The sequence below is a fragment of the Amycolatopsis sp. genome (assembly GCF_025464955.1).
GTDB lineage: Bacteria > Actinomycetota > Actinomycetes > Mycobacteriales > Pseudonocardiaceae > Amycolatopsis.
The window spans coordinates 50,148-74,874 of sequence record NZ_JAODNM010000131.1; the positions used below are offsets into that span (position 1 = coordinate 50,148).

Here is a 24,727-nt window from a genome sequence, read left to right on the forward strand (position 1 = left end):
GTCAGCCCCTTCCCGCGAAGCGGCGGATCAGGCCGAGGTTCACCAACGAGCAGAGGACGCACAGCGCGAACACGACCCAGGCGATGGTCGCGGCGTAGCCGGCGTCGAAATGCCCGAAACCCTTCTCGTACAAGTACATCGTGAGCGTCTGGAACTGCCGGTCATTCCCCCCGGTGCCCGCGGTGCCCGACGCGTCGAACAACTGCGGCTCGGCGAACAGCTGGAGGCCGCCGATGGTCGAGACGATCACGGTGAACACGATCGTCGGCCGGATCCCGGGCACGGTGACCGACCAGAACCGGCGCCACCGCGAAGCGCCGTCGAGCTCGGCGGCCTCGTACAGGTCGTCCGGCACGCTCTGCATCGCCGCGAGGTAGAGGAGCGCGTCATACCCGGTCCAGCGCCAGATCACCATCACCGCGATCGCGAGATGCGAGGACCAGACGTGGGCCTGCCAGTCGATGGGGCTGACCCCGAAAAACCCGAGAACCCAGTTCACCACGCCGAAATCGCGACCGAAGAGCTGCGCGAACACCAGCGCGACCGCGACCACGGACACCACGTTCGGCAGCAGGACCGCCGCCCGCCACATCGTCCTCGCGCGCAGCGGCCGGTCCAGCAGCGCCGCGATGCCGAGCGCGGCGAGCAGCTGCGGGATGGTGGACAGCAGGAAGATACTCGCGGTGTTGCCCAAGGCGTTGTAGAAATCGGGGTCGGTGAAGAGCTTCTCGTAGTTCCCGAGGCCGACGAACCCGCCGTCGCCGTTGATCAGCTGCCAGTGGTGGAGCGAGATCCACCCCGTGTAGAGCAGCGGGAACAGCCCGAACACCGCGAACAGAACGAAAAACGGCGCGACGAACAGGAACGGGGTGACCCGCGCGTCGAGACGGGCGAACACTGCCCGGCTATTTCGCCGCGTCACGTGCTTCCTGGATGGCTTGTGCCCAAGCGGCGTCCACGGACTGCCCACCGTCCTCCACCCGGCCCAGGGCCTGGCCGAACTTCGGGCGGACATCGGCGTCCTTCAAACCGCGGTAGTTCGGGCGCAGGCTGTCCGCCGAAGTCGCGTAGATCTTGCCGATCGGTGCGTCACTGAAGTACGGATCGGTCTTGTCGAGCACCGCGGGATCCATGTAGGCAGGCGGTTCGCTGGGCAGGATGTCTTCCGCGGCGAACACGGCCTTCTCCTGCTCCGGCGAAGTCAGCCACTTCGCGAGGTCGTAGGCCTGCTGCTGGTGGGCGCCCTGCGCAGGTATGGTCAGGTAGGAACCGCCCCAGTTCCCGCTGCCGCCCGGCACGCTCGTGACGTCCCACTTGCCGGCGTTCCCCGCGCCGCCCGCGTCGTGGATCTGGGTCAGCATCCAGGCCGGGCACGTCATCGTGGCGAAGGTGCCCTGTTTGATCGCCACCGTCCACGGCTGGGTGAACGGGACGACCTTCGCCGTCTCACCCTTCGCGCCGATGGCGCCGGCGAGGTAGAACGCCCGGTGGACGTTGGGATTGCGGTCCGCGATGAACGAATCGTCCGCTTTCGAGAAGAAGTTCTCCTCGGCCTGGTTCAGGATCGCGGTGTAGACGTTGCCCGCGGAGTCGGTGAACTTGGTGCCAGGAACCTTCGCGGTGAACCTGTCCCCGACGGCGCCGAAGTCCTCCCAGGTCGGCCAGAGCTTGGCGACCTCGGTGCGATCGGTGGGCAACCCGGCCTTCGCGAAAAGGTCCTTGCGGTAGCAGAGGGCGAGGCTGCCCATGTCGGTGCCGAGGCCCATCACGTCCTTGCCACCGTCGGCGAGCCCCTGCTGCCACTTCCACGGCGTCCACTGGTTCTGCAGGCTGGTGGCGCCGAATTTGCCCAGGTCGGCGAACTTGTCCGCGGATTGGCGGAACTGGGGCATGTACTGCTCTTCGATGGCCTCGACGTCGGCGGCACCGCGCCCGGCCGCCAGCTGGGTCGCGAGCCCCTTGTGATGGGTGTCGAAATCGGTGACCAGGCTCTTGATCTGGACGTCGGGATGCAAGGCCTCGTACTGCCTGAACAGCGTGTCGTAGCCGAATTCACCGAAGGTCGCGACGCTGAGCACCACTTTGTCCGACGGCGCCGAGGAACAGCCCGCTACCAGGACCAACACCCCGGACATGCCCATGCCCAGCACTGCTACCAGCCGGCCCGCCCGCCCGAACGCCATGGGGGTTCCTCTCGTCGACCAATCGCCATCCGCGGGGAGATCTTCCCGCAGCTGCTTTGACTCGACCGAGTCGGGAGGGTGGAGCGGCGTTCAGGGCGTCGGATCAGGTCGGATCCTCTCGGATCAGGTCAGATCATGCCGGCGCGCATCGCGTAGGCGACGGCGTGCGGACGGTTCTTCAGCTTCAGCCGGCTCGTCAGCGCGTAGATGACGTTCTTGACGGTGCGTTCGGAGTAGCAGAGCTTGCCGGCGATCTCTGCGGTGTCCCAGCCGTCGGCCATCAGCCGCAGCACGTCGATCTCGCGCGGGGTCAGCCCGGACGCGCTGAGCCCGCGCGGGGCAAGCACCTCGCGCTGCAGGCGCCGGACGTGCTCGAGCAGCTCGCCCAGCAGGTCGGGGGGCATGACACCGCCGCCGGCGGCCGCGGACAGGACGCTGCCGACGAGCCGGTCACCGGTGGCCGCCGCTCGCGACAGCACCGAGACGACCCGGCATTCGACGGCGGTCAGCAGGTCTGCTTCCTTGAGCTCGTTGGTCACGAGGACCTTCGAGACGAGGGCTTCGGTACCGAAGCCGCGCATCATCGAGACCACCTTCGGGGTGATCCGGTCGACCGCGACAACAAGGACGTCGCGGTCGGTCAGCTCGTCCCGCGAGACTACGGACATCTCCGGCCTGGACCTGAGGTAGCTGGTGAGGCCGGCCAGGGTGATCGGGTCCGAAGCCTGCACGGCGACACGTACGGGGTCCATCTCGTACCTCCAGGCTAGTCAGCTCACAGTCAGTGTGCCGTCACGAACTTCATATTGTCTCTACGCCGCGCCCGTCCAGCGGATCATCGCAGGTCAGAACGAGTATCTACGTGTGATACAGGCATCAGCATGGCACTGTAGAACCTCATTCGGTGGCCTCGGCGACATCCTTTGCGTCAGGCCCTATCACGCGCGCGGATTGATCTACGCATGCGGCGAGGTTCGCACTCGTCTTGAAGAGCGCGGAGAGTCCCGCGTTGCGAGCCCTGGCCGCGGCAGGATTCTCCGTTTCCGCGACGTCGCCGGTCGGCGGCACAGCATCCAGCACGTGGCGCAGGTCCGCCGCCGCGCCGCGCAGGCGCCGCCGCAGTGCGACGGTGAAGTCTTCGGGGTCCTCGCGTACGCCGTCCTGGTTCATGGTCGGATCCCTTCAGATGACGCCGGCGCGCAGGGCGTAGGCGACGGCGTGTGCCCTCGTGTTGAGGCCGTACCGGGTCATCAGCGTGTGAAGCACGTTCTTGACCGTGCGCTCCGAGTACGCGAGCTTCACGGCGATCTCCTCGGTGCCGAAGCCCTCGGCGACGAGGCGGAGCACGTCGCGCTCGCGTGCGGCGAGACCCGAGAGGGTCAGGCCGTGCGGCTCGAGCACGTCCCGTCGCATGCGGTCGAGCTGGGCGAGCAGCAGCCCCTGCAGGGTCGGCGGCAGGAACGCCGCGCCGTGGCTGACCGCGAGGACCGTCGACACGAGCTCGGCGTCCCCGGTTTCACTGCGGAGCAGCACGGCGGCGACCCCGCATTCGATGGCCGTCATCAGGTCGCCGGCCCGGAAGTGGTCGGTGACGAGAACGCACCGCGGCTGCGAAGGGGTATCGGAGGCGGCGCGGACCTCGCGGAGGAAGGTGAAGACGTCGTCGCCGGCGAACTCCTCGACGATGACGATCACTTTGGCTTGGGCATATTCAGCGCTGTCGACCACGCTCAGTTGCGGGCTGCCGCTCAACATGCTGACCGCACCGAGCCCGGTGACCTGATCAGATGCCCGGACGGCGACTTCAACCACTTCCACAGTGACTCCCTGCGACCTTATGCTGCGCCTTTGGTCACAGTCTGGACTAAGTCACTTCATAAACCCTCTATTGCACACACACAGTAATGAATTGGTCACATCTCGTTCACCCACTTGCCGCATCACGCCCACGTCGGCACCCCCCGGAGGGGCACGGGTCGGGACCGGGCCGGGCGCGCCGTCGCGGGGCGGGTCAGGGGGTGGGGCTGCCGGAGATCTCGGCCAGCGCGAGCTGCACGCGGCCCAGCGCCTCGGGCATCTTGGCCGCCGCCGCGTCCCACTTCGCCTTGCTGACGTTGTAGGCGTCGCGCGCTTCCGTGGTCCATTCCGGCAGGCTTCCCTGAACCTCCTGCTCGAGGTCGGTCAACATGGCGTGGATGCTGCTGGTGATCGACGCCATGTCACTGCACGTGCCCTCGGCGAGCGAGAAGTTGAAAGTGTAGGTAGGCACAGCGAGCCCCTTCCGAATCCGGACTGAAACCAAGCAGGGGAAAAGAACTCCCGTCAGCGCCCGGTGAGGCCACCGGCCCACGCGGAGGCACTGTCGACCGCGGTCACTTCATTCGCCCGGCCGCCGCCCATGACCTCGATCATGTGGTTCAGCTCTTTGATGACGACACCGAACTGCTGCTCCCAGTCGTTCATCGCCTGGCCGAACTTCACCGAGGCGTCACCGGTCCAGGACGCCTGCAAGGAAGCCATTTCGGAGTTCACCCGCTCCAGCTGGGAGGAGGCGTTCGAAGACACCGACTCGAACTGGCCGCAGGCCTGCTTCATACCAGGCGTTGACCCGCTGTTGACCGCCATCGACAGGCCTCCTCGTGAAAGTGGTGAGCGAACTGGAGCGCGGACCCAGTCGGCGCACTGCGACTCGCTACACGCAGTGTCGCCCAGCAGTCGCTGCCAACAGAAGTCCCGGCGGCCGGTCTTGCCCGATCGTCCGGTGTGCTTGCCCTTGATGTCCCTCTCAACAGGACCAGAACGACAAAACCCCGGCCCCGCTCACGCCAGGGGTCCGAAGTGGACCCACCGGACCAGCCGGCACAGGTGGTTCAGGTGGTTCAGGTGGTTCAGGTGGTTCAGGAGCGAACGGACGCGCGGCCGGTCACGGCGGCCGAAAAGCCAGGCAGGATCAGATCCGCGGTCTCGGCGGCCGCGGCGAGGATCTCCGCGTTCGTAAGGTCCAGACCAACCGAGGACATGGCGGCGAGGTTGACGCTCATCATCGCCATCCGGACCTTGAGCCGTTCGGCCGGCGAGGCGTCCGGCCCGGCCATCAACGAGGAAAGCCGCTCGAACAGGTCGCGTGCGCCGTCGCGGCTGGGCATCAGGTCGCGCAACGCTGCCTGGTTGGCGATGGTGAACCTGACGAACCGCAGGTCGTCGTCGACGGTCAGGCCGAACCAACCGGTGGCGATCTCGGCGCACCGGGCGGCGGAGTACGGCTGCTCCTCGGCTCGCTCGGCCAGCTTTTCGAGGGTGCCAAGCCGCTCCTCGAACAAGCTCTGGACGATCGCTTCCTTGCTGTCGAAGTGGTAGTAGAGCGCCGCCTTCGTCAGCCCCAGGTGCTCGGAGATCTCGCGCATCGAGGTGTTCTCGTACCCGTGCTCGGTGAACAGGCGCAACGCCACCTGCTGGATCCCCGAAGGACTTCCAGACATGACGACAGACGCCGCGCCCCAGGTGGCGGACGGCAGCCCGGCCCAGTTCACCCACCGACAGATCATGGTCACGATGAGCGGCCTGGTCATCGCGATGCTGCTGGCCATGCTGGACAACATGATCGTCGCGCCGGCCCTGCCGACGATCGTCGGCGACCTGAACCATCTCGCCTGGGTGACCACCGGTTACGTGCTCGCCTCGACCGCGTCGACACCGATCTGGGGGAAGCTGGGCGACCTGTTCGGCCGCCGGATCACCTTCATCAGCTCGGTCTGGTGGTCTGCTGGTTCACCCTGGCGAAGCTCCCCCGCGGCACCGGAAAGGCGCGGATCGACTGGCTCGGCGCGGGGCTGCTCACGGTGTGGATCACCACGCTCGTCCTGATCACCAGCTGGGGCGGCACCACCTACGACTGGGTGTCCCCGCAGATCATCGGCCTGGCCGTCGTCACCGTCGCCACCTTCGTCGCCTTCGTGGTCGTGCAACGCCGCGTGGCGGAGCCGATCATGCCGCTTCGGGTGTTCGGCAACCTCAACTTCACGCTGTCCGGCGGGTTGGCGTTCTTCTCCGGGTTCGCGATGTTCGGCGCGCCACCATCGGCGTCGACACCTCGAAGACCGTCACCGCGCTCTACATGGTCGTCCTCGGGGCCGGCATGGGCTGCCTGATGCAGACGTCCACGCTCATCGCGCAGAACAGCATCGAACTGCGCGACATCGGCGCGGGCACCGGCGCGTCGACCTTCCTCCGCAACATGGGCAGCTCGATCGGGGTCTCCCTGCTGGGCGCCATCTACACGAGTTCGCTGGCCAGCTCGCTGGGCGGCGGTACCGGCGGCGGCACGAGCAGCCAGCTGACCCCGGCCGCCCTGCGCAAGCTCCCCGAAGCCGCCTGGCACCTGTTCCAGGAAGCCGTGACCACCAGCCTCGGCACCCTGTTCACGGTGGCGGCCTGTGTCGCCGCGGCGGGCATCGTCATCGCGCTGTTCATCCGGCAGGTCCCCCTCCGCGGCCTCGTCCCCGACGAGGACCTCGTCCTCGCCGAGGTCTAGCCCGGCGGCAAGCGCGTCAGGGTTGCGCGGTGAGGAGCTGGGTCGTCGCGAGTTCGCGGTAGAGATCGTCGTCCTCGACCAGTGAGCGGTGGGTACCCGCCGCTCGCACGGTTCCCTGTTCCAGCACGATGATCTGGTCGGCCTCGATCACCGTGGACAGCCGGTGCGCGATGAGGATGACCGTGCAGTACTCCGCCGTCCGGGCGACGACTTCGCTCAGCGCCTGCTCGTTGCGGGCGTCGAGCTGCGCGGTGGCCTCGTCGAGCAGCAGCACCTGCGGCCGACGCAGTAGTGCCCGCGCGATGGCCAGGCGCTGGCGCTCCCCACCGGACAGCGTCACGCCCCGCGTGCCGACGGGCGTTTCGAGGCCCAGTTCCAGTCGCGACACCAGCCCGTCGAGGCGGGTGACGCGCAGGACTTCGGCGATCTGCTCGTCCGTCGCCTCGGGGGCGGCGTACAGCAGGTTGCCGCGGATCGTCCCCGCCATCGCCGGCGCGTCCTGCTCGACGTAGGCGATCCGGCGACGCACTTCGGCACGGGACAACGTCGAGATGTCCTGGCCGCCGATGCTGATACTCCCGGCCGTCGGCTCGTAGAACCGTTGCAGAAGCGAGAAAAGTGTCGTCTTCCCGGCGCCGGACAACCCGACCAGCGCGGTCTGCGTCCCGCCCGGGATGGTGAGCGAGATCCCGCGCAGCGCGGGTTCACGACCGGCGTAGGCGAACTCGACGTCGCGCAGCTCGATCGCCGGCGCGGGCGCGAGGGCCAACGCGCCGGTGAGCACTTCGACGTCGTCCTCGATCGGCATCCGCGAGACCTCGTCGATGCGGCCGACCGCGCCGAGCCCCTGCTGCAGCATGCTCGCGCCGGTGACCAGCGACGAGATCGGCAGCGCCAGGAAGAAGATGTAGAGCAGGAACGCGATGAGCGCCGACACCGCCATCGTGCCGTTCGCGACGAACACCCCGCCGACCCCGAGCACCACCAGGAACGCGGCCTGGATCGACGCACCGCCGACCATCGTGATGATCGCACCGTATCGGGCGCCCACCAGCCCCGCGCGATACGCCTCCTCGACGGCTTCCTCGGCCAGCACGGTCTCCCGGTCCTCGGCGCCGTTGGCCTTGACCGTGCGCGTCGCACCCAGCGTCCGGTCCAGCATCGCGCCGATGACGCCGACGGAGTCCTGCGCCCGCGCCACCGCGGCCTTGATCCTCGGCAGCACCACCGTCATCACCACGCCGACGCCGAGCAGGACCACCATCGTGATCCCGAGCAGCGCGACGTCGAGGGTGGCCATCATGACGATGGTGCCGATGAAGGTCAGGACCCCGTTGACCGTCATGATCAGGCCTTCGGTGGCCGCGCTCTTGAGCAGCGTGCTGTCCGACGTCACCCGCGCGATCAGGTCGCCCGGCGGGCGGCGGTCGAGCTCGGGCACCCGCAGGCGGATCAGCCGGAACACCAGGTCGCGGCGCACCTGCCTGACGACGCGTTCGGACGTCCGCTGCTGCAGCCACGCGTTCAGCCCGGTCAGCAGCGCGCCGGCGACCAGGAGCACCGAAAGCCAGATGATCGGCCCCGCGACCCCCTGCCCGGTGGCGAGGCTGCCCAGGATCTGCTGCGCGAACTTCGGCTGGACCAGCCCGGACGCACTCGCGAGCAGCGTCAGCACCAGCGATCCGACCAGCACCCCGCGGTGCGGTTTGGCATAGGACAGAAGGGCGCCCAGCGATCCCGAGGCGGGAGCGGCGTCACTCATCGGTTCCCCACTTCGGTGTGCTCGCGGTCGGAAACCCCGGCCCGGGGTAGCAGTCCTTCAAGGTGGTCGGCGGCGGCTTCGGCACCACCGGCCGCGCGGAACGACAGTCCGACGGTTTCGGCGGCGCGCCGGTAGCCGCCTTCGGGGTCGAGCACGGCGCCGATGGCTGCGGCGATCCGGTCCGGGGTCACGCGGCCGAACCGCAGCCGGACCCCGGCGCCCGCGTCGACCACCTGACCGGCGACGATCGGCTGGTCGTCCCGGATCGGCGCGACCACGAGCGGCACGCTGTGCCAGAGCGCCTCGCAGACCGTGTTGTGCCCGGCATGGCAGACGACCGCGTCGACCCTCTCCAGCAGTGGCAACTGAGGAACGTGACCGCGCACCAGGATGTGGTCCCCGGTCTCGCCGAGCGTCCCGCCCGGGTCGAGGATGATCGCGCGGACGCCGGTCATGCCCTCGATCGCCTCGCACGCGGCCTTGAGGAAGCCCGCGCCGGCGTCGGCGTTGGCCGTGCCGAGGGTGACGAGCACGGTCGGGACGGCCGGGTCCAGCCACTCCCACGGGAAGTCCGAAGTGGACGGACGGGTGGCGACCGACGGGCCGATCAGCCAGACCACCGGCGGCAGCTCGACCTGGCCGAGCAGCTCACGGGTGGTGAACGCCAGCACCCCGTGCGGCGACATCCTCGGGTCGGCGTCACCGTTGCCCGCGCCGATGCGCGCACGCAGGTCGTCGATCAGCCCGTCCAGCCACGCCGCGACCTTCGGCAGACCGCTCAACGGGTTGATCAGCTCGGCCGAGGTCGTCGCCGACGTCACCCAGGTCAGGCCCAGCGAGTCCGCGATCAGCCCACCCGCGACGGCTTGCTGGTCGGACACGACCACGTCCGGGCCGAAGTCGTCGATCGCGGCGCGGACGCCGGGGGCCATGTCCTCGGCGAGCGGGATGAGGAAGTCCTCCCAGAGGAACTGGAAGGCGGCCGGCCCCTTGAGGTCGGCCGTGCGCTCCAGTCCGTGTTCGGGCACGTCGCAGCCGTAGACCACCGAATCAGGCCCGGTCAGCTTCCGGACGACCTCGGTACCGACCCAGGCGACGTCGTGTCCGCGCGCGCTCAGCTCCGCGGCGATCCCGACGGTCGGGTTGACGTGCCCGACCAGCGGCGGCACCACGAACAGGAATCGGCTCACTAGTCGACCTCGACCAGTGCCGCACGGGAGTGGCGGCCGATCCAGTCGAGGATCAGCCCGGAGGTTTCCCCGGTCCGCTCCACCAACACCGAATGCCCCTGCTGCGGCAGCACGACGACGTGGCAGTCCACGAGCCCGTCCCGCAGGCTGTCGACCTGGATGTCGAGCCCGGACTCGTCGCCGAACAGCGCGAACACCGGGCAGCGGACCTCGGAAAGGTCTTCGGCGATCGTGAGACTGAGCGGCAGGTCCTCGGCCATCGTCGTGCTGTGCAACAGCTTGCCGGCACCCTTGGTCAGCCGGGCGGTGTGCGCGCCGTGCTGCTGGGAAATCCAGTCGATCGACTCGTCGCGCGCCAGCTTGTCCTTCGCTTCGGCGAGCCCGGACCCAAGGTGCTTCATCCACGTCGGCGTCGGCGGGGACGACTCGATCGCGGTAATGCTCGCGACGCGTTCCGGCCGGGTCGCGGCGTAGCCGTAGGCCATGGTGCCGCCGAAGGAGTTCCCGACCAGGTGCACCGGCTCGGTGATCTCGAGCGCGTCCAGCAGCGCGTCCAGGTCGCCGAGGAAGTGTTCGAGCCGGTACCCGGTCTCGAACTTCGTCGAGCGGCCGTGCCCGCGCAGGTCGTACATGACCACGTCCATCCCGGCGTTGGCGAACGCCGGTCCGAGCGTGAAGTAGTAGCTGGCGAGGCTGTCGTAGAGCAGACCGTGCAGGAAGACGACGATCGGCGGCTTGCCGTCGGTGGGCGGCAGCACCGGGTGCAGCCGCTGCAGGTGAATGTTGATCTCGGGCGTGCGGATCACGGACATGTCAGTCCTTCCCTGGAGCCTGCAACGACTCGACGACGAACTCGACGAGCTCGCCGACGGTGAGTGCCATGATCTCGCCGAGTTCACGCTCGGCGATGAAGGCGGCGAAGTTGATCGCGTCGCCGTAGCGGTCGCGGAGCTGACCGGAAAGCCCGACCAGGTCGATGCTTTCCAGCTCGAGGTCGTCGTGGAACTTGGTGTCCATGGTGATCTCGGCTTCGTCGAGGCCGTACTCCTCGAGCAGAATCTGCAGCATGCCAGTGATGTCCGCGAGCACCGAGCCCTCGTCCACTGTGCCGCCCACTGCACTGTCCAACATGGCCGGACTCGTCGTCTCGACACTCATTTTTCCTCCTCTTGATCGATTTCCTCAGCCCAGGCGACGACGTACTCGCGCCCCGGCGGATCACTGACGGTCCGGCTCTGGACCTGGTACTCCTGGCTCGCGGCACGGACGGTCATCAGCCCCGAGCCCACTGCCGCGACTTCGAAATTCTTCGGCTCGCCGCGCAAGCCCGTGCCGAGCAGCTTCGACACGGCCTCCTTCGCGGCCCAGAATCGGGTGAACCACAGCGATTCCGGCTCTCCGGCGGTCTTCGCGGCCGCCATCAGCAGGGCCCACTCGCCCTCGCCGAGCGCGGCGGCGAACGTCGAGTCGGTGCGCTCAGCGACTTCTTCGACGTCGATACCGCATCGGTGCCGCCGTGCCATGGCGACGCCGATCCCGCCGCGGTGGGCGATCGACACGGTGAGTTCCGGCAGTTCCCGGCCGAGCGCGCCCTCGACGGTCGGACGTCCGGCACGGTCGTTGCCGATCCTCAGCTCCGCCGGGAAGATGCCACCCGCACCGGCGTCCCACAGCAGGTGCCGCACGGCGTCCTTCGCCGCGATCCGGCCGAGCAGCCACTGCCGCCTGCCGCGCGGAGGATGGCGCTCGTACTGTTCGCGTTCGACGCCGACGAGCATGTTGCGCATGATCAGTTCGCGGGTGGCGAGGTCGGGCCACTGCTCGTGGACGAGCGTCCAGTCGCCGTTCTCCCTTGTGGACAGTGTGTTGTGCTCGGGTACGCGGTCGACGGCGCGGATCGTGGGGTTGCTGTCGAACCGGCGGTCGCGCCAGCCGCGGAACTCCGCCCACACCCGCCCCCCCAGCACCAGCTGCATCTCGGCTTCCAGCGATGAGTCGGTCACGGCCGTGATGCGCACCAGGCAGTCGAGCTTCTCCCCCGCGCCGGGATGCGGCCCGTGGAAGCGGATCTCGTCCATGCCGACCGGGAACACCGTGGTGCGATTGGGAAGCTGCGACATGATCCAGTAGCCGAGCACCTGGCCCACGTTGTCCAGCAACGCACCCGGGGCGGCAGGCGTGGTGATCACGCCGCGCACGTGGGTGTCGCCGACCGCGGTCAGCTCGGTGACACCTTGGAACTGCGGACCGTGGAACATCCAGCGCTCGGTGTAGAGCTGTTCCGCGGTCAGGCCCGGAACACGCTCGGCGTCGGCTGGGAACGACCACGGCACCGGAGGCGTTCCTGGGTACTCGGGAGCCAACTCGACGACAGCTTGCGAGTAGGTCCCGAGCGACGCGGTGACGCGGTTCGGTCCATTGGGGACAATCGTGACCGGGATGTCGGTCGACGGCGTCGCGGTGACCCACTGGTTGAGCCGGACATCGTGGACGGAGACCGCGTGGCGGCCCGGCGCGGACTGCTCGGCGAACGCCATCAGGTGGCCGATGACGGTCGTGGCCGGCACCACCGGCCAGCCGGCGGCAGGGTCGGCGCCCGGTGGTTGCTTGAAGAAACAATGGTCCAGCAGATAGGGCATCTCCTCGACCGACACGTGCAGGGTCGAGGTCAGCGCCGTCGGCGGCGCGAGAACCGTGGGGGCCGGACGAGTGGTCAGCATTTCCGACGCCAGCGCGGCCGTGTCCTTCAGCAAGGCGGAAAACTCGGCCGCCAGCGGGCTTCCACCGAGGACGTCCAAAGAGGACGTTCCGGCACCGGCGGCGACCGGTTGCCGCCGGCTCGCGCGGACGTCGGCGCGGGTGCGCTCACCGAGCGAGATCAGCCCGGAGCCCAGCTCCAGCCGCATCGGCCGGCGAACGGCCTTGCGACCGACGGCCTTACGGCTGGCAGTCTTCGGCAGCAGGGGTGCGACGTCGACCTCGGCGCCGTCAGCCCAGAGCGCGGTGACGACCCGGTGCAGCTGCGCGAGTCCGCCGCGATGGGCCGAGTGCGCCGCGACGACCAGGTGATCCTTGCCCTGCAGCGTGTCGCCCACGAGCGAACCGAGCTGGCCGGCCCCGAGCTGGATGAACGCGCGGAAGCCGTCGGCGTGCATCGCCTCGATCATCGGCCGGAACCGCACGGGTTCGAGCAGGTGCCGGACGAACAGCTCACGCACTTCTTCGGCGCTCGACGGGTATTCGGCCGTCGTGGTGGCCGACCACACCGGCAGCTTCGCGGGATGCAGTGTGTACGTCTCGGCCGCTTCGAGGATCGGGCCGAGATACGGTTCCAGCATGGGCGTGTGGAAGCCGGACTGGAAGGGCAGCACCTGCGAGATGATGGCCTGATCCCGGAAGAACCGGACGAGCTCGCCGATCGCCTCGGTCGGACCGCAGATCATCGACTGGTTGGGCGCGTTGTCGTGGGAGAGAACGACTTCGGTCTGGCCTTGAAGCGCTTCGGACACCCGTGAAGCGGCCGCGCCGATGACGGCGAACGCGAGCCCCGGCACCTTCAGCGCGTCCGGATCGAACGTGGACAGGAACGCGTCGACCTCGTCGGAGGCGTGGATTCCGGCGGCCGCCATCGCGGTCCACTCGCCCAGGCTGTGCCCGGCGAGCGCGTCCGGGATGACACCGAGCCTGCCCAACGCCGTGTCGAGCAGCCGGCCGAGTTCGAAGACGCCGGTGCCTTGACGTCCGATGTCTCCGATTTGGACGTCCCAATCAGACACCGTGGACACCCGCAGTCCGAAGTGCCGGGCGAGGTCGTCGGAGTCCTGCTCGAATTCGGCTTCCAGACCCGGGAACACGAACGCGAGCTTGCCGCCCCCAGGGCCGAGCAGCGGGTTCGGCGCGAACCAGATGTCGTTGCGGCCACGCCATCCCTTGCCCTTGGCCACCGCGCGGCGAGCCATTGCCAGCCGCTTCGGCGTCGGGTCGATGACGGCGAGTCGAGTGGGTCCGAAGGCGGGCTCACGTTCGTCGAGACTCGCCGCCAGCACCGCGGAGTCATCGGCGTCGAGCAGTGCGCCCAACGCGGCCGGGTCAGCCGCGGACAGCCGCAGCACTCGCTCGGCCTCGTGGACAACGGCCGGGGCACGAGTCGCCTGTTCCAGCACGACGTGTGCGTTGATCCCGCCGAACCCGAAAGCGTTGACGGCCGCGCGACGGACGGGCTGCGCGTCGGACGTCGTCCACGGCCGCGCGGTGTCGACCGGGGTGAATCGGGTCAGCGCCAGCGCCGGGTTGGGGTCTTCGCAGTGCAGGGTCGGTGGCAGGACGCCGTGGTGGACGGCGAGCGCGGCCTTGATCAACCCAGCCACCCCGGCAGCCGGCATGGTGTGGCCGATCATCGACTTCACCGAGCCGATCACGGCCGTCGAGTCGGCTGAAGGCGGACCGAACACCTCGGCGATGGTGGCCAGTTCGGCGTTGTCCCCGGCCGGGGTCGCGGTGCCGTGCGCTTCGAGCAGGCCGATCGACTCGGGCTCTGCCGGGTCTAGCCCGGCTGCCTCCCAGGCCTGGCGGACCGCGCGGACCTGCCCGCCGGAGTCGGGGTTGAGCAGGCCGGCCGCCTTGCCGTCGCTGGCGACGCCGGTCCCGGTGATCACGGCGTAGATCCGGTCGCCGTCGCGTTCGGCGTCGGCCAGCCGCTTCAGCACGACCACGCCGGTACCTTCGCCGATGAGCACACCGTCGGCGTCGCGGTGGAACGGGCGGATCTGCTGGCTCTTCGACAAGGCGCCGAGCTGCGTGAACACGCTCCAGAACGTGATGTCGTGGCAGTGGTGCACTCCCCCGGCGAGGACGACGTCACAGCGTCCCGTAGCGAGTTCGCGCATCGCATGGTCGACGGCCACCAGCGACGACGCGCACGCGGCGTCCACTGTGTACGCCGGACCCCGCAGGTCCAGCCGGTTCGCGAGCCGGGATGCCGCCAGGTTCGGTACCAGGCCGATCGCCGACTCCGGCGCTTCGGGACCGAGCTCGTCGGTGAACGCCTGGCGCACCTGCTCCAGCCGCTCGTCGTCGAGTTCGGGCATCAGCTCGCCGAGGGTTCGGACCAGCTGGCTCGCCGTCCGCACGCGCTGGTCGAGCCGCACCAGACCCGGAGTGAGATAGCCGCCCCGACCGAGGATCACGCCGACGCGGTGTCGATCGACGGGCAACCGCTCGGGCCCGCCGGCGTCGTCGAGCGCCTGTGCCGCCACTCGCAGCGCGATGAGCTGGTCGGGTTCGGTCGAGGGCACCGAGTTCGGCATGATCCCGAACCCGGTGACGTCCACTTCGGCCAGTTCGTCGACAAAACCGCCGCGCTTGCAGTACAACCGGTCGGCCCGCGGCGCTTCGGAAGGCGCGTAGTGACTCTCGTCCCACCGTCCGGGTGGGACGTCCGTGATCGCGTCGAACCCGCCGACGAGGTTGCGCCAGTACGCGTCGAGGTCCGGCGAGCCGGGGAACAGCACCGACATGCCGACGATCGCGACCGGGGTCACCGGGCTCACTGGAGTCACCATCACCAACCTGACGCCGTGTAGACAACCGCGCCGGTGTCACCGGGATTGTCGGGACCCCAGGCCAACTCCCGCAAGAGACTCAGCACGCCTTCTTCGGGATCGATGAGCTCGATCCCGCGCTGGGCGTAGTTCCGCATCAGCTCGGGCGTGACCATGCCGTTGTTGGTCCCGGTCGGTGCCCACGGTCCCCAGTGGACGGTCAGCCCGCGGCGTCCGTCCACATCGGCCCACCGGCTGCCCAGCGTCTCCAACGCGTCGTTCGCCGAGGCGTAGTCCGATTGGCCGCGGTTGCCGAGCGTCGCGGCGATACTGCCGAACAGGACCGCGAAACCTGGCCCCTGCGGCAAATCGCCGGCCGCGTCGAGCAGGGCCCGCGCACCGTCCACCTTCGTCGAGAACACCCGGCTGAACGAAGCCTGCGTCTTCTCCGCGATCAGCTTGTCCTCGATCACACCGGCGGCGTAGACGACACCGTCGAGCCTGCCGTACTCGGCGTGGATCTCTTTCACCGCGCCATGGACGGCTTCGGTGTCGAGCATGTCGACGGAGTGGTACCGGACCGTGCTGCCCAGTTCGGTCAGCCGCCGAACGGTGTCGCGCACCTCTCGGCGGGCTTCGATCTCACCGATGGTCCGCTCGATTTCGGCCGGGACGCGCTGCCCGCCGGCGATCAGCGCGGTCCGGAGTTCGGCGGACGTCCCCGCCGCGGCGATGGCCGGTTCCTCTTCTTCCGCAGGCAGCGATGTGCGACCGAACAGCTCCAGCCGGCACCGGCTCGCCGCCGCCAGCGACGTCGCGAACCGGGCCGTGATGCCCTTGGCGCCGCCGACGAGCAGCACGACCGAGTCTCGGTCCAGTCCGATCGCGGCGGCCTCGGCAGCACCGTCACCGGCAGGACCGGCGCCCGTGCTTCCCAGCAGTCCGAGCCCTTCGGCCTCCATGCGGAGACCTGTGCGCTCCTCCCCTCTGCGCAGGACGACGGGCTCACGATCCACATCGGACAGTTCGGCGATCAGTCCGTCCGCGACGACTTCGGGCGCGGTACCCGGTTCGTGCTCGACAAGCCGGGCAATGGTGTCCGGGTATTCCCGCGAAACCGAACGGAAGAAGCCACGCATCCCCTCGACCGGACCGTTCGCGATGACCCACCGCGGAGACGCGGCGAGCGCGACCTGATAGACACCGAACGCATCGGGGAGGACGGGCTCGCTGTCGGCGGCCGGAAGGTGGAAGACGCCGTCGAGCCCGCCGTCCGGGATCTCGAGCGAGGTGACCACCTCAACCCCATGCGCGCCGAGTTTCGCAGTCAGGACGTCGGCGAGCACCCCGGCGCCGAGGACGAGGAACCGCCGCCCGGACAGTTCACCCTCGCTCAGCCCGGCTCGCGAAAGCGCGAACTCCTTCATGACCAGGCGCTTCGGCGCCACGATGACCGGCTCGTGACCGTCCACGGAAGACTTCACCGGTTCGGGAGCCGCCGCGATCTGGGCCGGTGCGCCGGCGATGAGCGCGGTGATCCCGGCCGCGGTCCGCGCCTTGGCGAGCTCCTCGGTGTCGCCGTCGAGCGGGAGGTTGAGCCGGGTGGCGAGCTCACCGGCGATCTCGGCCCGCTTGATCGAGTCGACACTCAAATCCGCTTCCAGGTCAAGATCCGGCTCGATCATGTCCACCGGATACCCGGTCCGCTCCCCGATCACCTGGAGGACGACGGCCAGTACCGAAGCTGCAGGCAACGGCGTCGCGGAAGTCGTTACCGCGACCGACACGGCCGCGGTGACCGGTGCCGCGGCAGCGTCGGTGACACGACCGACCACCAGCGCGGTGATACTCGCGGCGGTCCGGGCCTTGGCCAGCAGTTCGACCTCTTCGTCCCCGGCAGCCGGGAGGTTCAGCCGGGTGGCGAGCTCACCGGCGATCTCCGCGCGCTTGATCGAGTCGACACTCAAATCCGCTTCCAGGTCAAGATCCGGCTCGATCATGTCCACCGGATACCCGGTCCGCTCCCCGATCACCGCGAGCACCACCGCCAACACCGAAGCACCGGTCACCGCCGGAGCCGCCACGGGCGCGGCAGCGGCGACGACGGCCGTCACCGGCTGGACAACACGCGCGGGGGCCAGCTCCTGCGTGAACGTGACCGGCGCGGCCATCGGCCGCGCGGCGGGGTCGGCACCGAGGTAGCCGAGCAGAACGTCGCGCTGGGCGGAAATCATTTCCCGGCTGGTGCGCAGGAAGTCGGCGACCAGCGCCTCGGCGGGCGAGGAAGCCTGTCCAGGGTGTCCGGCGGTCACGAGCGGCTCCGAAATTCGTTGGGCGGGATGCAGGGCAGCAGCGGGGATGGCACCGTCGGCGGTGCGGACGAGGTGGCCGTCGACAGTCCAGCCGGGACGGACACGACGGGTGGCCCGAGCCGGGTCGACCGCGTCCCGGCCGCCGAACAGCCAGCCGGTGCGGACCTCGGCCCCGGTGACCGCCAGTCGGCCCAACGCCGCGAGGAACCCGGACAGCCCCGCGCGACGAGGTCCCTCGAACGCGACAGTCCGATGTGGACGTCCTTCGAGGACCGCCGACACCAACTTGGTCAGTACCGTACCCGGACCGGCCTCGACGAACACGCGCGCACCGGCGGCGTACATCGCTTCGATCTGTTCGGCGAACTTGACCGGCGAACCGATTTGCGCGGCGAGTTCGGCCCGGATCAGCGCCGGTTCGGTCGGATAGGGCCCGGCGGTGCGGTTGGACCACACGGGAAGTTCCGGTTCGGTGACGGACACCGTGTCGAGCACAGCCGCGAACGCGTCACCAGCGTCTGCCACGAGCGGGCTGTGGAAGGCGCAGGCAACCGGAATCCGCTTGGCGCTCAGCCCCGCCGAGCGAAGACTGTCCACAGCAGACTCCACAGCGGCGGTCGGGCCCGAGATGACTGTCTGTTTCGGCGAGTTGCTGTTGGCGATGACGACCGTATCCGGCAGTCCCACGGCTTCGATCTCGGCTCGCCCGGCGGAAACCGCGGCCATCGTGCCGGGATCGCCGTCGCCCGTGGCACCAAGGATCGCGTCGGCTCGGGCGCCGCTGCAGCGCAGGAGGGTTTCCGCGTCCAGCGCTCCGGCCGCGGCCAACGCCGTCAACTCGCCGTAGCTGTGCCCGGCGACCATCGCGGGCCGTACCCCGGCCTTGGCCAGCAGGACGTTCGCGGCCATGCCGACGATGCCCAGCGCGGGCTGCGCCGCGGTGGTGTCGGTGATCCTGGCCAGCTGCTCACGTCGGCCGGCTTCGCTGAAGGCCAGCGGCGGGAACAATGTCCCGGCGACGTCGCCGCCGATCCGCAGGAGCCGCTGGAGTTCGGGGAACGCCACGAACAGCTCGGCGAACATGCCCGGCCGCTGGCTTCCCTGTCCAGGGAAGAGCAGCGCGACATCGCCGGTCTCCTCGGCGGCACCGGCAAGATAGACACCGTCGGCGGACTCGCCGGCGATTGCCTTGCGCAGCAGCCCGGCCAATTCGTCCACACTGGACGACACCAGCGCGATTCGCGTCGCGGCGCCGCGGGCGGCGTCCAGCTCGGCGCGGCGGGAAGCACCGAGCGCGAGGTCACGCAAGCGCCACGGCTCGTACTTGCCCGGATCCGCCTCGGCCAACGCCAGCAGCTCGCCGGCCACCTTGGCGGCCCCGGCCTGGTCCGCGCCACGGAAGGTGAACAGCTCCGCGGGCCACTCGTCGGAGGTGTGCGCGGGCGGCGCACCTCCGTCGTAGGCGCGGAGCACGACGTGGAAGTTGGTGCCGCCGAACCCGAACGCGCTGACGCCGGCAACGCGATCCGCGGGCGCGGTGGCCCACGGCCGGGCTTCCGCGTTGAACGTGAACGGGCTGCTCTCGACGTCCCAAGCCGGGTTCGGCTGCTGCAGGTGCAGGGTCGGCGGTTTGACTCCGGTGTACAGCGCGAGCGTGGTCTTGATCAGCCCGGCGAGCCCCGCCGCGCACTTCGTGTGGCCGATCTGCGACTTCACCGAACCGATCGCGCAGGTCCCGGCCTCGGCCCCGGCTTCGACGAACATCTTGGTCAGGGTCGCCAGCTCGGTCCGGTCGCCGACCACGGTTCCGGTGCCGTGCGCCTCGACGAGTCCGACCTCGGCGGGCGAGATCCCCGCGTTCGCATACGCCCTGGTCAACGCGTTGTGCTGCCCCTCGGGCCGCGGCGCGGTGAGCCCGAGCCCACGGCCGTCGCTGGCGCTGCCGACACCCTTGATGACGGCGTAGACCCGGTCCCCGTCGCGTTCGGCGTCGGCCAGCCGCTTGAGCGCGACGCAGCCGACACCCTCGCCCAGCGCGATGCCGTCCGCGGTGGCGTCGAAGGTCGCCGAGCGACCCGTCGGGGAAAGGGCGTGCACTGAGGAAAACAGCAGGTAGTCGTTGATGCCGTTGTGCAGGTCGGCGCCGCCACAGAGGACGAGGTCGCTCGTGCCCGCCGTGAGTTCCTTGCACGCGACGTCGACCGCGGTCAGCGAGGACGCGCACGCGGCGTCGACGGTGTAGTTCGCGCCGCCGAGGTCGAGCCGGTTCGCGACCCGGCCGGCGATCACGTTCGCCAGGACCCCGGGGAACGAGTCCTCGGTGAGCTTCGGCAGCTGGGCGTCCAGCGCGGGCGGGATCTCGCCGACATAGGACGGCAGCACCGTGCGCAGGGTCATCGCGTTGGACAGATCGCTGCCCGCCTCCGCGCCGAACACCACCGACGTCTTCGAGCGGTCGAACGGGCGCTCGCCGTATCCGGCGTCGACGAGCGCGCGGTGCGCGGCTTCGAGCGCGAGCAGCTGGACCGGTTCGATGCTCGCCAGCGACGCGGGCGGGATGCCGTAGCGCAGCGGGTCGAACCCGATCTCCGGCAGGAACCCGCCCCAGCGCGAAGAAGTCCGGTGAAGCTCGCCGTCCGCGCTGTAGTACAGCGACTGGTCCCAGCGCTCCGCGGGCACCTCTGTCACGGCGTCCACTCCGGACAGGATGTTCGCCCAGAACGTACTCAGATTCGGCGCCTTCGGGAACATACAGGCCATCCCGACGATGGCGATGTCCAGCGGCTCCGGGGTCGAACGGGGTTCTGGCACGGCCAAGCCGAGTTCCGCGACGCGTGTCGCCAGGAAGTCCTGCGCGCCCGTTCCGACGGACTCGTGCAACGCGGCGATGGTGGTAACGGCGGACCGCAGGACGGCGACCTCGCCGGCCATGAACATGCCTTCGGCCAGCTGGCGGTCTTCGCCGACGCCGAGGAGGTCGTCCCCGACTCGTTCGATTCCCTTGCTGGCCAGGCGAAGCCGTCCGACGTTGAGCTGTTCGAGCTCCTCCCACGCCTCCCGGCCCGGCACTTCGCGGGCGGCGAGGTCGGCCTTGATGGCCTGGTACTCGGTGGTGAACGGGCTCCGCACGCAGCGGGTCGCGTGGCCGGGCGCGGTTTCGAGCAGGTCGGTGTGCGCGGCTTCGAGCACCTGACGCTGGAACAGCGGAAGCACCGCGCCGGCGCCGACGGCTTCCTCGGTGAACAAGTAGGCCGTGCCCATGAGCACGCCGACGGCGGCACCACGCGCGTTCAGCGGTGCCGACAACGCGGCGACCATCGCGGCGGACCGCTCATCGTGGATGCCGCCGGCGAAGAACACCTGGAGTCCGGCGGCGTCTCCACCCTCGGCGAAGAAGTCGTCGAGGACGCCGAGTTGGGCCTCCCACAGCGGGAAACTGTTACGGGGACCGACATGGCCGCCGCATTCGGAGCCTTCGAAGATGAACTTGCGCGCGCCGGCCGCGAGGAACTGCTTGAGCAGCCCTGGCGACGGGACATGCAGGAACGTCGAGATGCCGACCTCTTCGAGCGCGGCGGCCTGCGCCGGACGGCCGCCGGCGATGATCGCGTGCGAGGGCCGGATCTCCCGGATGATCGCCAGCTGGGCGGCCTTGATCTCGTCGGCCGCGAAGCCCAAGACACCTACACCCCACGGCGCGTCGCCGAGCGCGTCCCGGGTCTGTTCGAGGAGCGTGCGGGTCTGCGCGGGGCCGGACAGCGCGAGCGCGAGGAACGGCAGCCCGCCACCGCCCGCTACGGCGGTGGCGAACGCGGCCTGGTCGCTGACGCGGGTCATCGGGCCCTGCGCCACCGGGAACGTGGTGCCCAACGCCCGGCTGCCGGCGGTATCCGGGCCGAGCACGGGGACGGTGGCCGCGAGAGCTTCGGTCACGGCGTCCCGCACTCCGCGGACAGCGGCGCCGACCGTTCCCCAGCGCCGCTCGAAGCGGGCCGCGAGGAAACCGTCCTGTCCGATCGGGAGCGCCTGGTCTGGACCACGTGCCGGACCTCGACGCTGGAGCACCCGAAGCCCTTGCACCACGGCCGTTTCCGACCCGTCGAGCCCAGCGAGAGCGGCAGCGTATTCGGGCGGCGTCTCCGAGTCGGCCAGCAGCGCGAGCTGGGTGTCGAGGACGACTCCGGCCGCCCCGCCGGCAACCGCGGCGGCAGCCGTGTGGGGACCAGCCCCGCCGCACACCCACACCGGCAGCGCGAGAGTGTCATCGGCGAGTAACTGCTGGAGCAACACGAACGAGCTGAGGTCGCCCACCTGGCCGCCTGCTTCATGACCACGCGCAACCAAGCCCTGCGCCCCGGACGCGGCGGCCGACAACGCCTGCGCCCAGCTCGTCACCTCGGCGAGCACTCGCCGACCGGGGAAATCGGCGGCGGACAGCGACGAATCAGCCGTCAAGATCACTGTGTGTGCCGACGGCGGGAGATCTTCCGCCGGGGAGAGCGGGAGGTCGGTAAGACGCACACCGAAGCCGTCCGACGCCCATTCCGCGGCTTTGACCAGCTCTTCTCTGGCCTTGCGGCCACCGCCGGTGAGGTCGAGAACACCCAGCCCGCCGGCGTGGGCGGCCGCCGCGACAAGGCGTGCCGATGGCACGCCAAACGGACTGACTGCGATCACCAGCTCGGCGCGGACCCGCACGCCGTCGGAGCCGGTGCGGCCATTGGTGCCACTAGTTGACCCACGCAAGAGGAACCCCCGGATTCACGGATGAGTGAACATGGTGACGGGGTGTACTTAAGCGTGCTATGGCGGCCGCGTCAATGACCTGACCGGATTTAGTAGTGGTACGACCACCAAATTTTCTGGTCGAATACGAGTGGGGCCTCAAGTCAGCTCGCCCATTTGCCTGTGATAATGACCAGGCGGACCAGCCAAACCCCGTGGTCCGCTGGGTCTTCCTGGTCATCCACCAGGCGACGCGCGGTATTTGCGTAGAATTTACAAGAGGCGAAAGGCAGATTGCGGCGGTTGCCCAATCCGGTCCTGCCGGTGCGCGACAAGCGATGATAAACGCTCGTAGGCGCCTTCCAAGTGAACAAGAAAAGACACGTGTTTCTTTTGTCTCCGGGCCGTTAATCGACAGTTAACGACCCATTTCTCGGCCGACCCACGACGCCACGAAAACCGGTGACCCCGGTCACCGGCACAACGCCACACACTGTGGACAGCGTCGTCCTGGGATTTGGCAAACCTCCACCTTCACCTTCTGCCCCCAGAAAGCTCAAGGCGGGAGCATATCCGGCTCGGTCGCGAAAATCCACAAAGTGAGAGATTCACCAACCCAACAAGCGGATCTCATGATCGCGGCTACCCGCACACCTTGGTCAGCAGCTCGATATTGTGGCCGTCAGGGTCGGCGAAGTAGCAGCCGCGACCGCCGAAGTTGCGGTTGACCTCGCCGGCCCGCTCGTGACCGGGGTCGGCGAAGTACGCGATCCCCGCCGCCCGGATCCGCGCGAACGCGGCGTCGAAATCGGCGTCCCCCACCAGGAAGGCGTAGTGCTGGGAACGGACTTCGGCGGAATCGAGATAGTCGAGCGTGACTCCGTTGTCCAGCCGGACCGGCACGAAGACCCCGGTCTGCGCGCCGACCGGCAGCCCGAGGATGCCGGCGAGGAACCCCGCGGCCGCCTGCTTGTCGCGGACCCGGACGATGGTGTGGTTCAGCTCGATGCTCATCGCGCACCCGCGATCGGGCTGAGCTGCACTCCGGCAAGCGCCCACCGCTCTCCGTCGCGGACGAAGATCTGGGTGACCCGGAAGCGACCTTCGGTGGGGCGACCCTGATATTCGGCGCGCAGGTTATGGATCCCGATCGCGACGGCTGCGGCGCCGTAGTCGCGCACCGAGGCGTCGTGCCAGTCGGCGGACCTCGTGACGAGGTCACCGCCGCGGTAGCGGTCGAGCCACTGCTGCTTGTCGAGGACGAACCCGAGGGGGCCGACGAGGATGAAGTCCGGGGTCGTCATTGCGTCGAGCGCGATGGCGTCACCGGCGGCCTCTGCTTCCGCCCAGCGTCGGCCGAGGTCGAGAACTTGGTCTGCGGTCGTGGTCATGTTTCCTCCCAGCGTTCGGCTTGCCGACAACGTTAGATATCTAACCATTAGATGTCAAACAGTTAGACGGCTACGCTACGCTCACATACATGTCCCGACCGCTCCACACACCGATCGGCGTGGTGCTCGCGCAGACGACGAAGCTCATCAGCCGCGCCTTCGACGACGCACTCGTCGCGGCGGGCGGATCACGGGCGAGCTGGCTGGTCCTGCTTGCACTGAAGACGCGGAAGCCGGCCAACCAGCGTGAACTGGCCGAGGAGGTGGGGATCCAGGGCGCGACACTGACCCACCACCTCAACGCTATGGAGGCCGACGGGGTGATCACCCGCAAACGCGACCCCGACAACCGGCGCATTCACCAGGTCGAGCTCACCGAGCACGGCGAAACCCTGTTCCTGCACCTTGCGAAAGCAGCCCAAGCCCACGACCGGCGCCTGCGCACCGGCTTCACCGACGCTGAGATCGCCGCACTCGGCTCCCACCTGGACCGCCTGGCCCGCAACATCACCGACGGCCGCTGACGCGATCTGTGGACACGAGAATGCGATCTGCGTACGCCGGGCTCAAGACTGGCGGACGGTGATTCCGCGAAGGTAGGCCGCCTGGCCGACGTGCTGGAGGTCGTCGCTGATGACGCTGACAAGCCGGACGCCGAGGGTCACCGGCGGGTCCCAGGCGTCGTCGACTACGCGGTCGAGGTCTGGACCACTGAGCCCGGCCAGGTACTTCTTCGTGCGCTCGCACACGGCGTCGTGGTACCCCATCAGCACGTTGACCGACTTGACGTGTACCCCCGCGACGTCCTCGGCACTCTGCCCGTACCCCGTCTCGGCCTCTCCGAACGGCAGGTCGAAACGGTCGCTCCAGCCGTCGGCCGTCCACACCTGCTCGGTGCCGGCGACATCGGCGACGTGGTCGTCCTGCACCCGCGTCAGATGCCAGACGAGCCACACGATCGAGTTCGAGCCGGGGTCGGGGCGCCACGACAACTGCTCCGGCGTCAGCCCTTCGACCGCGCTGTGAACCTCTTCGCGCACCCTCTCGAAAGCGTCGGCCAACAGGTCGGCGACGTTCATCCCGGACTCCCTTC

Annotated in this window: 21 protein-coding genes; 4 read left to right on the forward strand and 17 right to left on the reverse strand. The window is 68.9% G+C overall.

Annotated features, from left to right (window positions below; translation table 11 throughout):
* Position 1: 1 nt before the first annotated feature.
* From JWQ81_RS34535 to JWQ81_RS34570, 8 genes are all read right to left on the reverse strand, one after another.
* A complete protein-coding gene (locus JWQ81_RS34535; protein ID WP_297548105.1) occupies positions 2 to 922 on the reverse strand; it encodes a carbohydrate ABC transporter permease in 921 nt (306 codons plus the stop codon).
* Complete coding sequence (locus JWQ81_RS34540) at positions 906 to 2,183, reverse strand: extracellular solute-binding protein (RefSeq protein ID WP_297548107.1); 1,278 nt, start codon at positions 2,181 to 2,183, stop codon at positions 906 to 908. The genes JWQ81_RS34535 and JWQ81_RS34540 overlap by 17 nt, the downstream gene beginning before the upstream one ends.
* Before the next feature lie 128 nt (positions 2,184 to 2,311).
* Complete coding sequence (locus tag JWQ81_RS34545; RefSeq protein WP_297548109.1) at positions 2,312 to 2,935, reverse strand: response regulator transcription factor; 624 nt, start codon at positions 2,933 to 2,935, stop codon at positions 2,312 to 2,314.
* Positions 2,936 to 3,080: 145 nt separating this feature from the next.
* The gene (locus JWQ81_RS34550; protein ID WP_297548111.1) at positions 3,081 to 3,353 is read right to left on the reverse strand and encodes a hypothetical protein; all 273 of its coding nucleotides are present in this window, start codon (positions 3,351 to 3,353) and stop codon (positions 3,081 to 3,083) included.
* Positions 3,354 to 3,365: 12 nt separating this feature from the next.
* Entirely contained in the window at positions 3,366 to 4,001 is a 636-nt protein-coding gene (locus JWQ81_RS34555; RefSeq protein ID WP_297548113.1) for a response regulator transcription factor, read from the reverse strand.
* 193 nt (positions 4,002 to 4,194) lie between these two features.
* On the reverse strand, positions 4,195 to 4,452 hold the full coding sequence (locus JWQ81_RS34560; RefSeq protein WP_297548115.1) for a hypothetical protein: 258 nt from the start codon (positions 4,450 to 4,452) through the stop codon (positions 4,195 to 4,197).
* Between the two features lie 53 nt (positions 4,453 to 4,505).
* Entirely contained in the window at positions 4,506 to 4,808 is a 303-nt protein-coding gene (locus JWQ81_RS34565; protein ID WP_297548117.1) for a WXG100 family type VII secretion target, read from the reverse strand.
* A 272-nt stretch (positions 4,809 to 5,080) separates the two neighbouring features.
* The gene (locus tag JWQ81_RS34570) at positions 5,081 to 5,662 is read right to left on the reverse strand and encodes a TetR/AcrR family transcriptional regulator (protein ID WP_297548119.1); all 582 of its coding nucleotides are present in this window, start codon (positions 5,660 to 5,662) and stop codon (positions 5,081 to 5,083) included.
* On the opposite strand from JWQ81_RS34570, the gene JWQ81_RS34575 reads away from it, so the two are divergent.
* The 3 genes from JWQ81_RS34575 to JWQ81_RS34585 are packed head-to-tail and all read left to right on the forward strand — an operon-like array spanning position 5,661 to position 6,714.
* Positions 5,661 to 6,047 carry an MFS transporter gene (locus JWQ81_RS34575; protein ID WP_297548121.1) on the forward strand — a complete coding sequence of 129 codons (387 nt, stop codon included), beginning with the start codon at positions 5,661 to 5,663 and terminating at the stop codon, positions 6,045 to 6,047. The genes JWQ81_RS34570 and JWQ81_RS34575 overlap by 2 nt on opposite strands.
* Complete coding sequence (locus tag JWQ81_RS34580; RefSeq protein ID WP_297548123.1) at positions 5,939 to 6,331, forward strand: hypothetical protein; 393 nt, start codon at positions 5,939 to 5,941, stop codon at positions 6,329 to 6,331. Before JWQ81_RS34575 ends, JWQ81_RS34580 begins: the two co-directional genes overlap by 109 nt.
* Positions 6,298 to 6,714 carry a hypothetical protein gene (locus JWQ81_RS34585; protein ID WP_297548125.1) on the forward strand — a complete coding sequence of 139 codons (417 nt, stop codon included), beginning with the start codon at positions 6,298 to 6,300 and terminating at the stop codon, positions 6,712 to 6,714. Before JWQ81_RS34580 ends, JWQ81_RS34585 begins: the two co-directional genes overlap by 34 nt.
* Before the next feature lie 16 nt (positions 6,715 to 6,730).
* Here the strand turns inward: JWQ81_RS34585 and JWQ81_RS34590 are convergent, their stop codons facing one another.
* The 8 genes from JWQ81_RS34590 to JWQ81_RS34625 all read right to left on the reverse strand — a co-directional run bounded on the left by JWQ81_RS34590 (position 6,731) and on the right by JWQ81_RS34625 (position 23,634).
* Complete coding sequence (locus JWQ81_RS34590; RefSeq protein WP_297548127.1) at positions 6,731 to 8,476, reverse strand: ABC transporter ATP-binding protein; 1,746 nt, start codon at positions 8,474 to 8,476, stop codon at positions 6,731 to 6,733.
* Positions 8,473 to 9,666 (reverse strand): glycosyltransferase, encoded by a 1,194-nt coding sequence (locus JWQ81_RS34595; protein WP_297548152.1) that lies wholly within the window; start codon positions 9,664 to 9,666, stop codon positions 8,473 to 8,475. The genes JWQ81_RS34590 and JWQ81_RS34595 overlap by 4 nt, the downstream gene beginning before the upstream one ends.
* On the reverse strand, positions 9,666 to 10,478 hold the full coding sequence (locus JWQ81_RS34600) for an alpha/beta hydrolase (RefSeq protein ID WP_297548154.1): 813 nt from the start codon (positions 10,476 to 10,478) through the stop codon (positions 9,666 to 9,668). Before JWQ81_RS34600 ends, JWQ81_RS34595 begins: the two co-directional genes overlap by 1 nt.
* A gap of 1 nt (position 10,479) precedes the next feature.
* Positions 10,480 to 10,797: an acyl carrier protein gene (locus tag JWQ81_RS34605; RefSeq protein WP_297548210.1), complete on the reverse strand. Its 318-nt coding sequence runs from the start codon at positions 10,795 to 10,797 to the stop codon at positions 10,480 to 10,482.
* 23 nt (positions 10,798 to 10,820) lie between these two features.
* Positions 10,821 to 15,215, reverse strand: a complete 4,395-nt coding sequence (locus JWQ81_RS34610; RefSeq protein ID WP_297548156.1) for a beta-ketoacyl synthase N-terminal-like domain-containing protein — start codon at positions 15,213 to 15,215, stop codon at positions 10,821 to 10,823.
* A gap of 11 nt (positions 15,216 to 15,226) precedes the next feature.
* Complete coding sequence (locus JWQ81_RS34615; RefSeq protein ID WP_297548158.1) at positions 15,227 to 22,171, reverse strand: type I polyketide synthase; 6,945 nt, start codon at positions 22,169 to 22,171, stop codon at positions 15,227 to 15,229.
* A gap of 714 nt (positions 22,172 to 22,885) precedes the next feature.
* Positions 22,886 to 23,257 (reverse strand): VOC family protein, encoded by a 372-nt coding sequence (locus tag JWQ81_RS34620; RefSeq protein WP_297548160.1) that lies wholly within the window; start codon positions 23,255 to 23,257, stop codon positions 22,886 to 22,888.
* Positions 23,254 to 23,634, reverse strand: coding sequence for a nuclear transport factor 2 family protein (locus tag JWQ81_RS34625; protein WP_297548162.1), 381 nt, complete (start codon positions 23,632 to 23,634; stop codon positions 23,254 to 23,256). Before JWQ81_RS34625 ends, JWQ81_RS34620 begins: the two co-directional genes overlap by 4 nt.
* 89 nt (positions 23,635 to 23,723) lie before the next feature.
* Between JWQ81_RS34625 and JWQ81_RS34630 the strand changes: the two genes are divergently transcribed.
* Positions 23,724 to 24,158, forward strand: a complete 435-nt coding sequence (locus JWQ81_RS34630) for a MarR family transcriptional regulator (protein ID WP_297548164.1) — start codon at positions 23,724 to 23,726, stop codon at positions 24,156 to 24,158.
* A gap of 42 nt (positions 24,159 to 24,200) precedes the next feature.
* On the opposite strand, the gene JWQ81_RS34635 is transcribed toward JWQ81_RS34630, so the two are convergent.
* Positions 24,201 to 24,713, reverse strand: a complete 513-nt coding sequence (locus JWQ81_RS34635) for a DUF664 domain-containing protein (protein ID WP_297548166.1) — start codon at positions 24,711 to 24,713, stop codon at positions 24,201 to 24,203.
* Positions 24,714 to 24,727: the final 14 nt, after the last annotated feature.

What these genes read in the sequence shown, in the direction of transcription:
- JWQ81_RS34635 (WP_297548166.1), bottom strand. Translation starts at nt 24,713, where the DNA reads ATGAACGTCGCCGACCTGTTGGCCGACGCTTTCGAGAGGGTGCGCGAA.
- JWQ81_RS34625 (WP_297548162.1), bottom strand. Translation starts at nt 23,634, where the DNA reads ATGACCACGACCGCAGACCAAGTTCTCGACCTCGGCCGACGCTGGGCG.
- JWQ81_RS34575 (WP_297548121.1), top strand. Translation starts at nt 5,661, where the DNA reads ATGACGACAGACGCCGCGCCCCAGGTGGCGGACGGCAGCCCGGCCCAG.
- JWQ81_RS34585 (WP_297548125.1), top strand. Translation starts at nt 6,298, where the DNA reads ATGGTCGTCCTCGGGGCCGGCATGGGCTGCCTGATGCAGACGTCCACG.
- JWQ81_RS34570 (WP_297548119.1), bottom strand. Translation starts at nt 5,662, where the DNA reads ATGTCTGGAAGTCCTTCGGGGATCCAGCAGGTGGCGTTGCGCCTGTTC.
- JWQ81_RS34565 (WP_297548117.1), bottom strand. Translation starts at nt 4,808, where the DNA reads ATGGCGGTCAACAGCGGGTCAACGCCTGGTATGAAGCAGGCCTGCGGC.
- JWQ81_RS34630 (WP_297548164.1), top strand. Translation starts at nt 23,724, where the DNA reads ATGTCCCGACCGCTCCACACACCGATCGGCGTGGTGCTCGCGCAGACG.
- JWQ81_RS34600 (WP_297548154.1), bottom strand. Translation starts at nt 10,478, where the DNA reads ATGTCCGTGATCCGCACGCCCGAGATCAACATTCACCTGCAGCGGCTG.
- JWQ81_RS34540 (WP_297548107.1), bottom strand. Translation starts at nt 2,183, where the DNA reads ATGGCGTTCGGGCGGGCGGGCCGGCTGGTAGCAGTGCTGGGCATGGGC.
- JWQ81_RS34620 (WP_297548160.1), bottom strand. Translation starts at nt 23,257, where the DNA reads ATGAGCATCGAGCTGAACCACACCATCGTCCGGGTCCGCGACAAGCAG.
- JWQ81_RS34605 (WP_297548210.1), bottom strand. Translation starts at nt 10,797, where the DNA reads ATGTTGGACAGTGCAGTGGGCGGCACAGTGGACGAGGGCTCGGTGCTC.
- JWQ81_RS34590 (WP_297548127.1), bottom strand. Translation starts at nt 8,476, where the DNA reads ATGAGTGACGCCGCTCCCGCCTCGGGATCGCTGGGCGCCCTTCTGTCC.
- JWQ81_RS34550 (WP_297548111.1), bottom strand. Translation starts at nt 3,353, where the DNA reads ATGAACCAGGACGGCGTACGCGAGGACCCCGAAGACTTCACCGTCGCA.
- JWQ81_RS34545 (WP_297548109.1), bottom strand. Translation starts at nt 2,935, where the DNA reads ATGGACCCCGTACGTGTCGCCGTGCAGGCTTCGGACCCGATCACCCTG.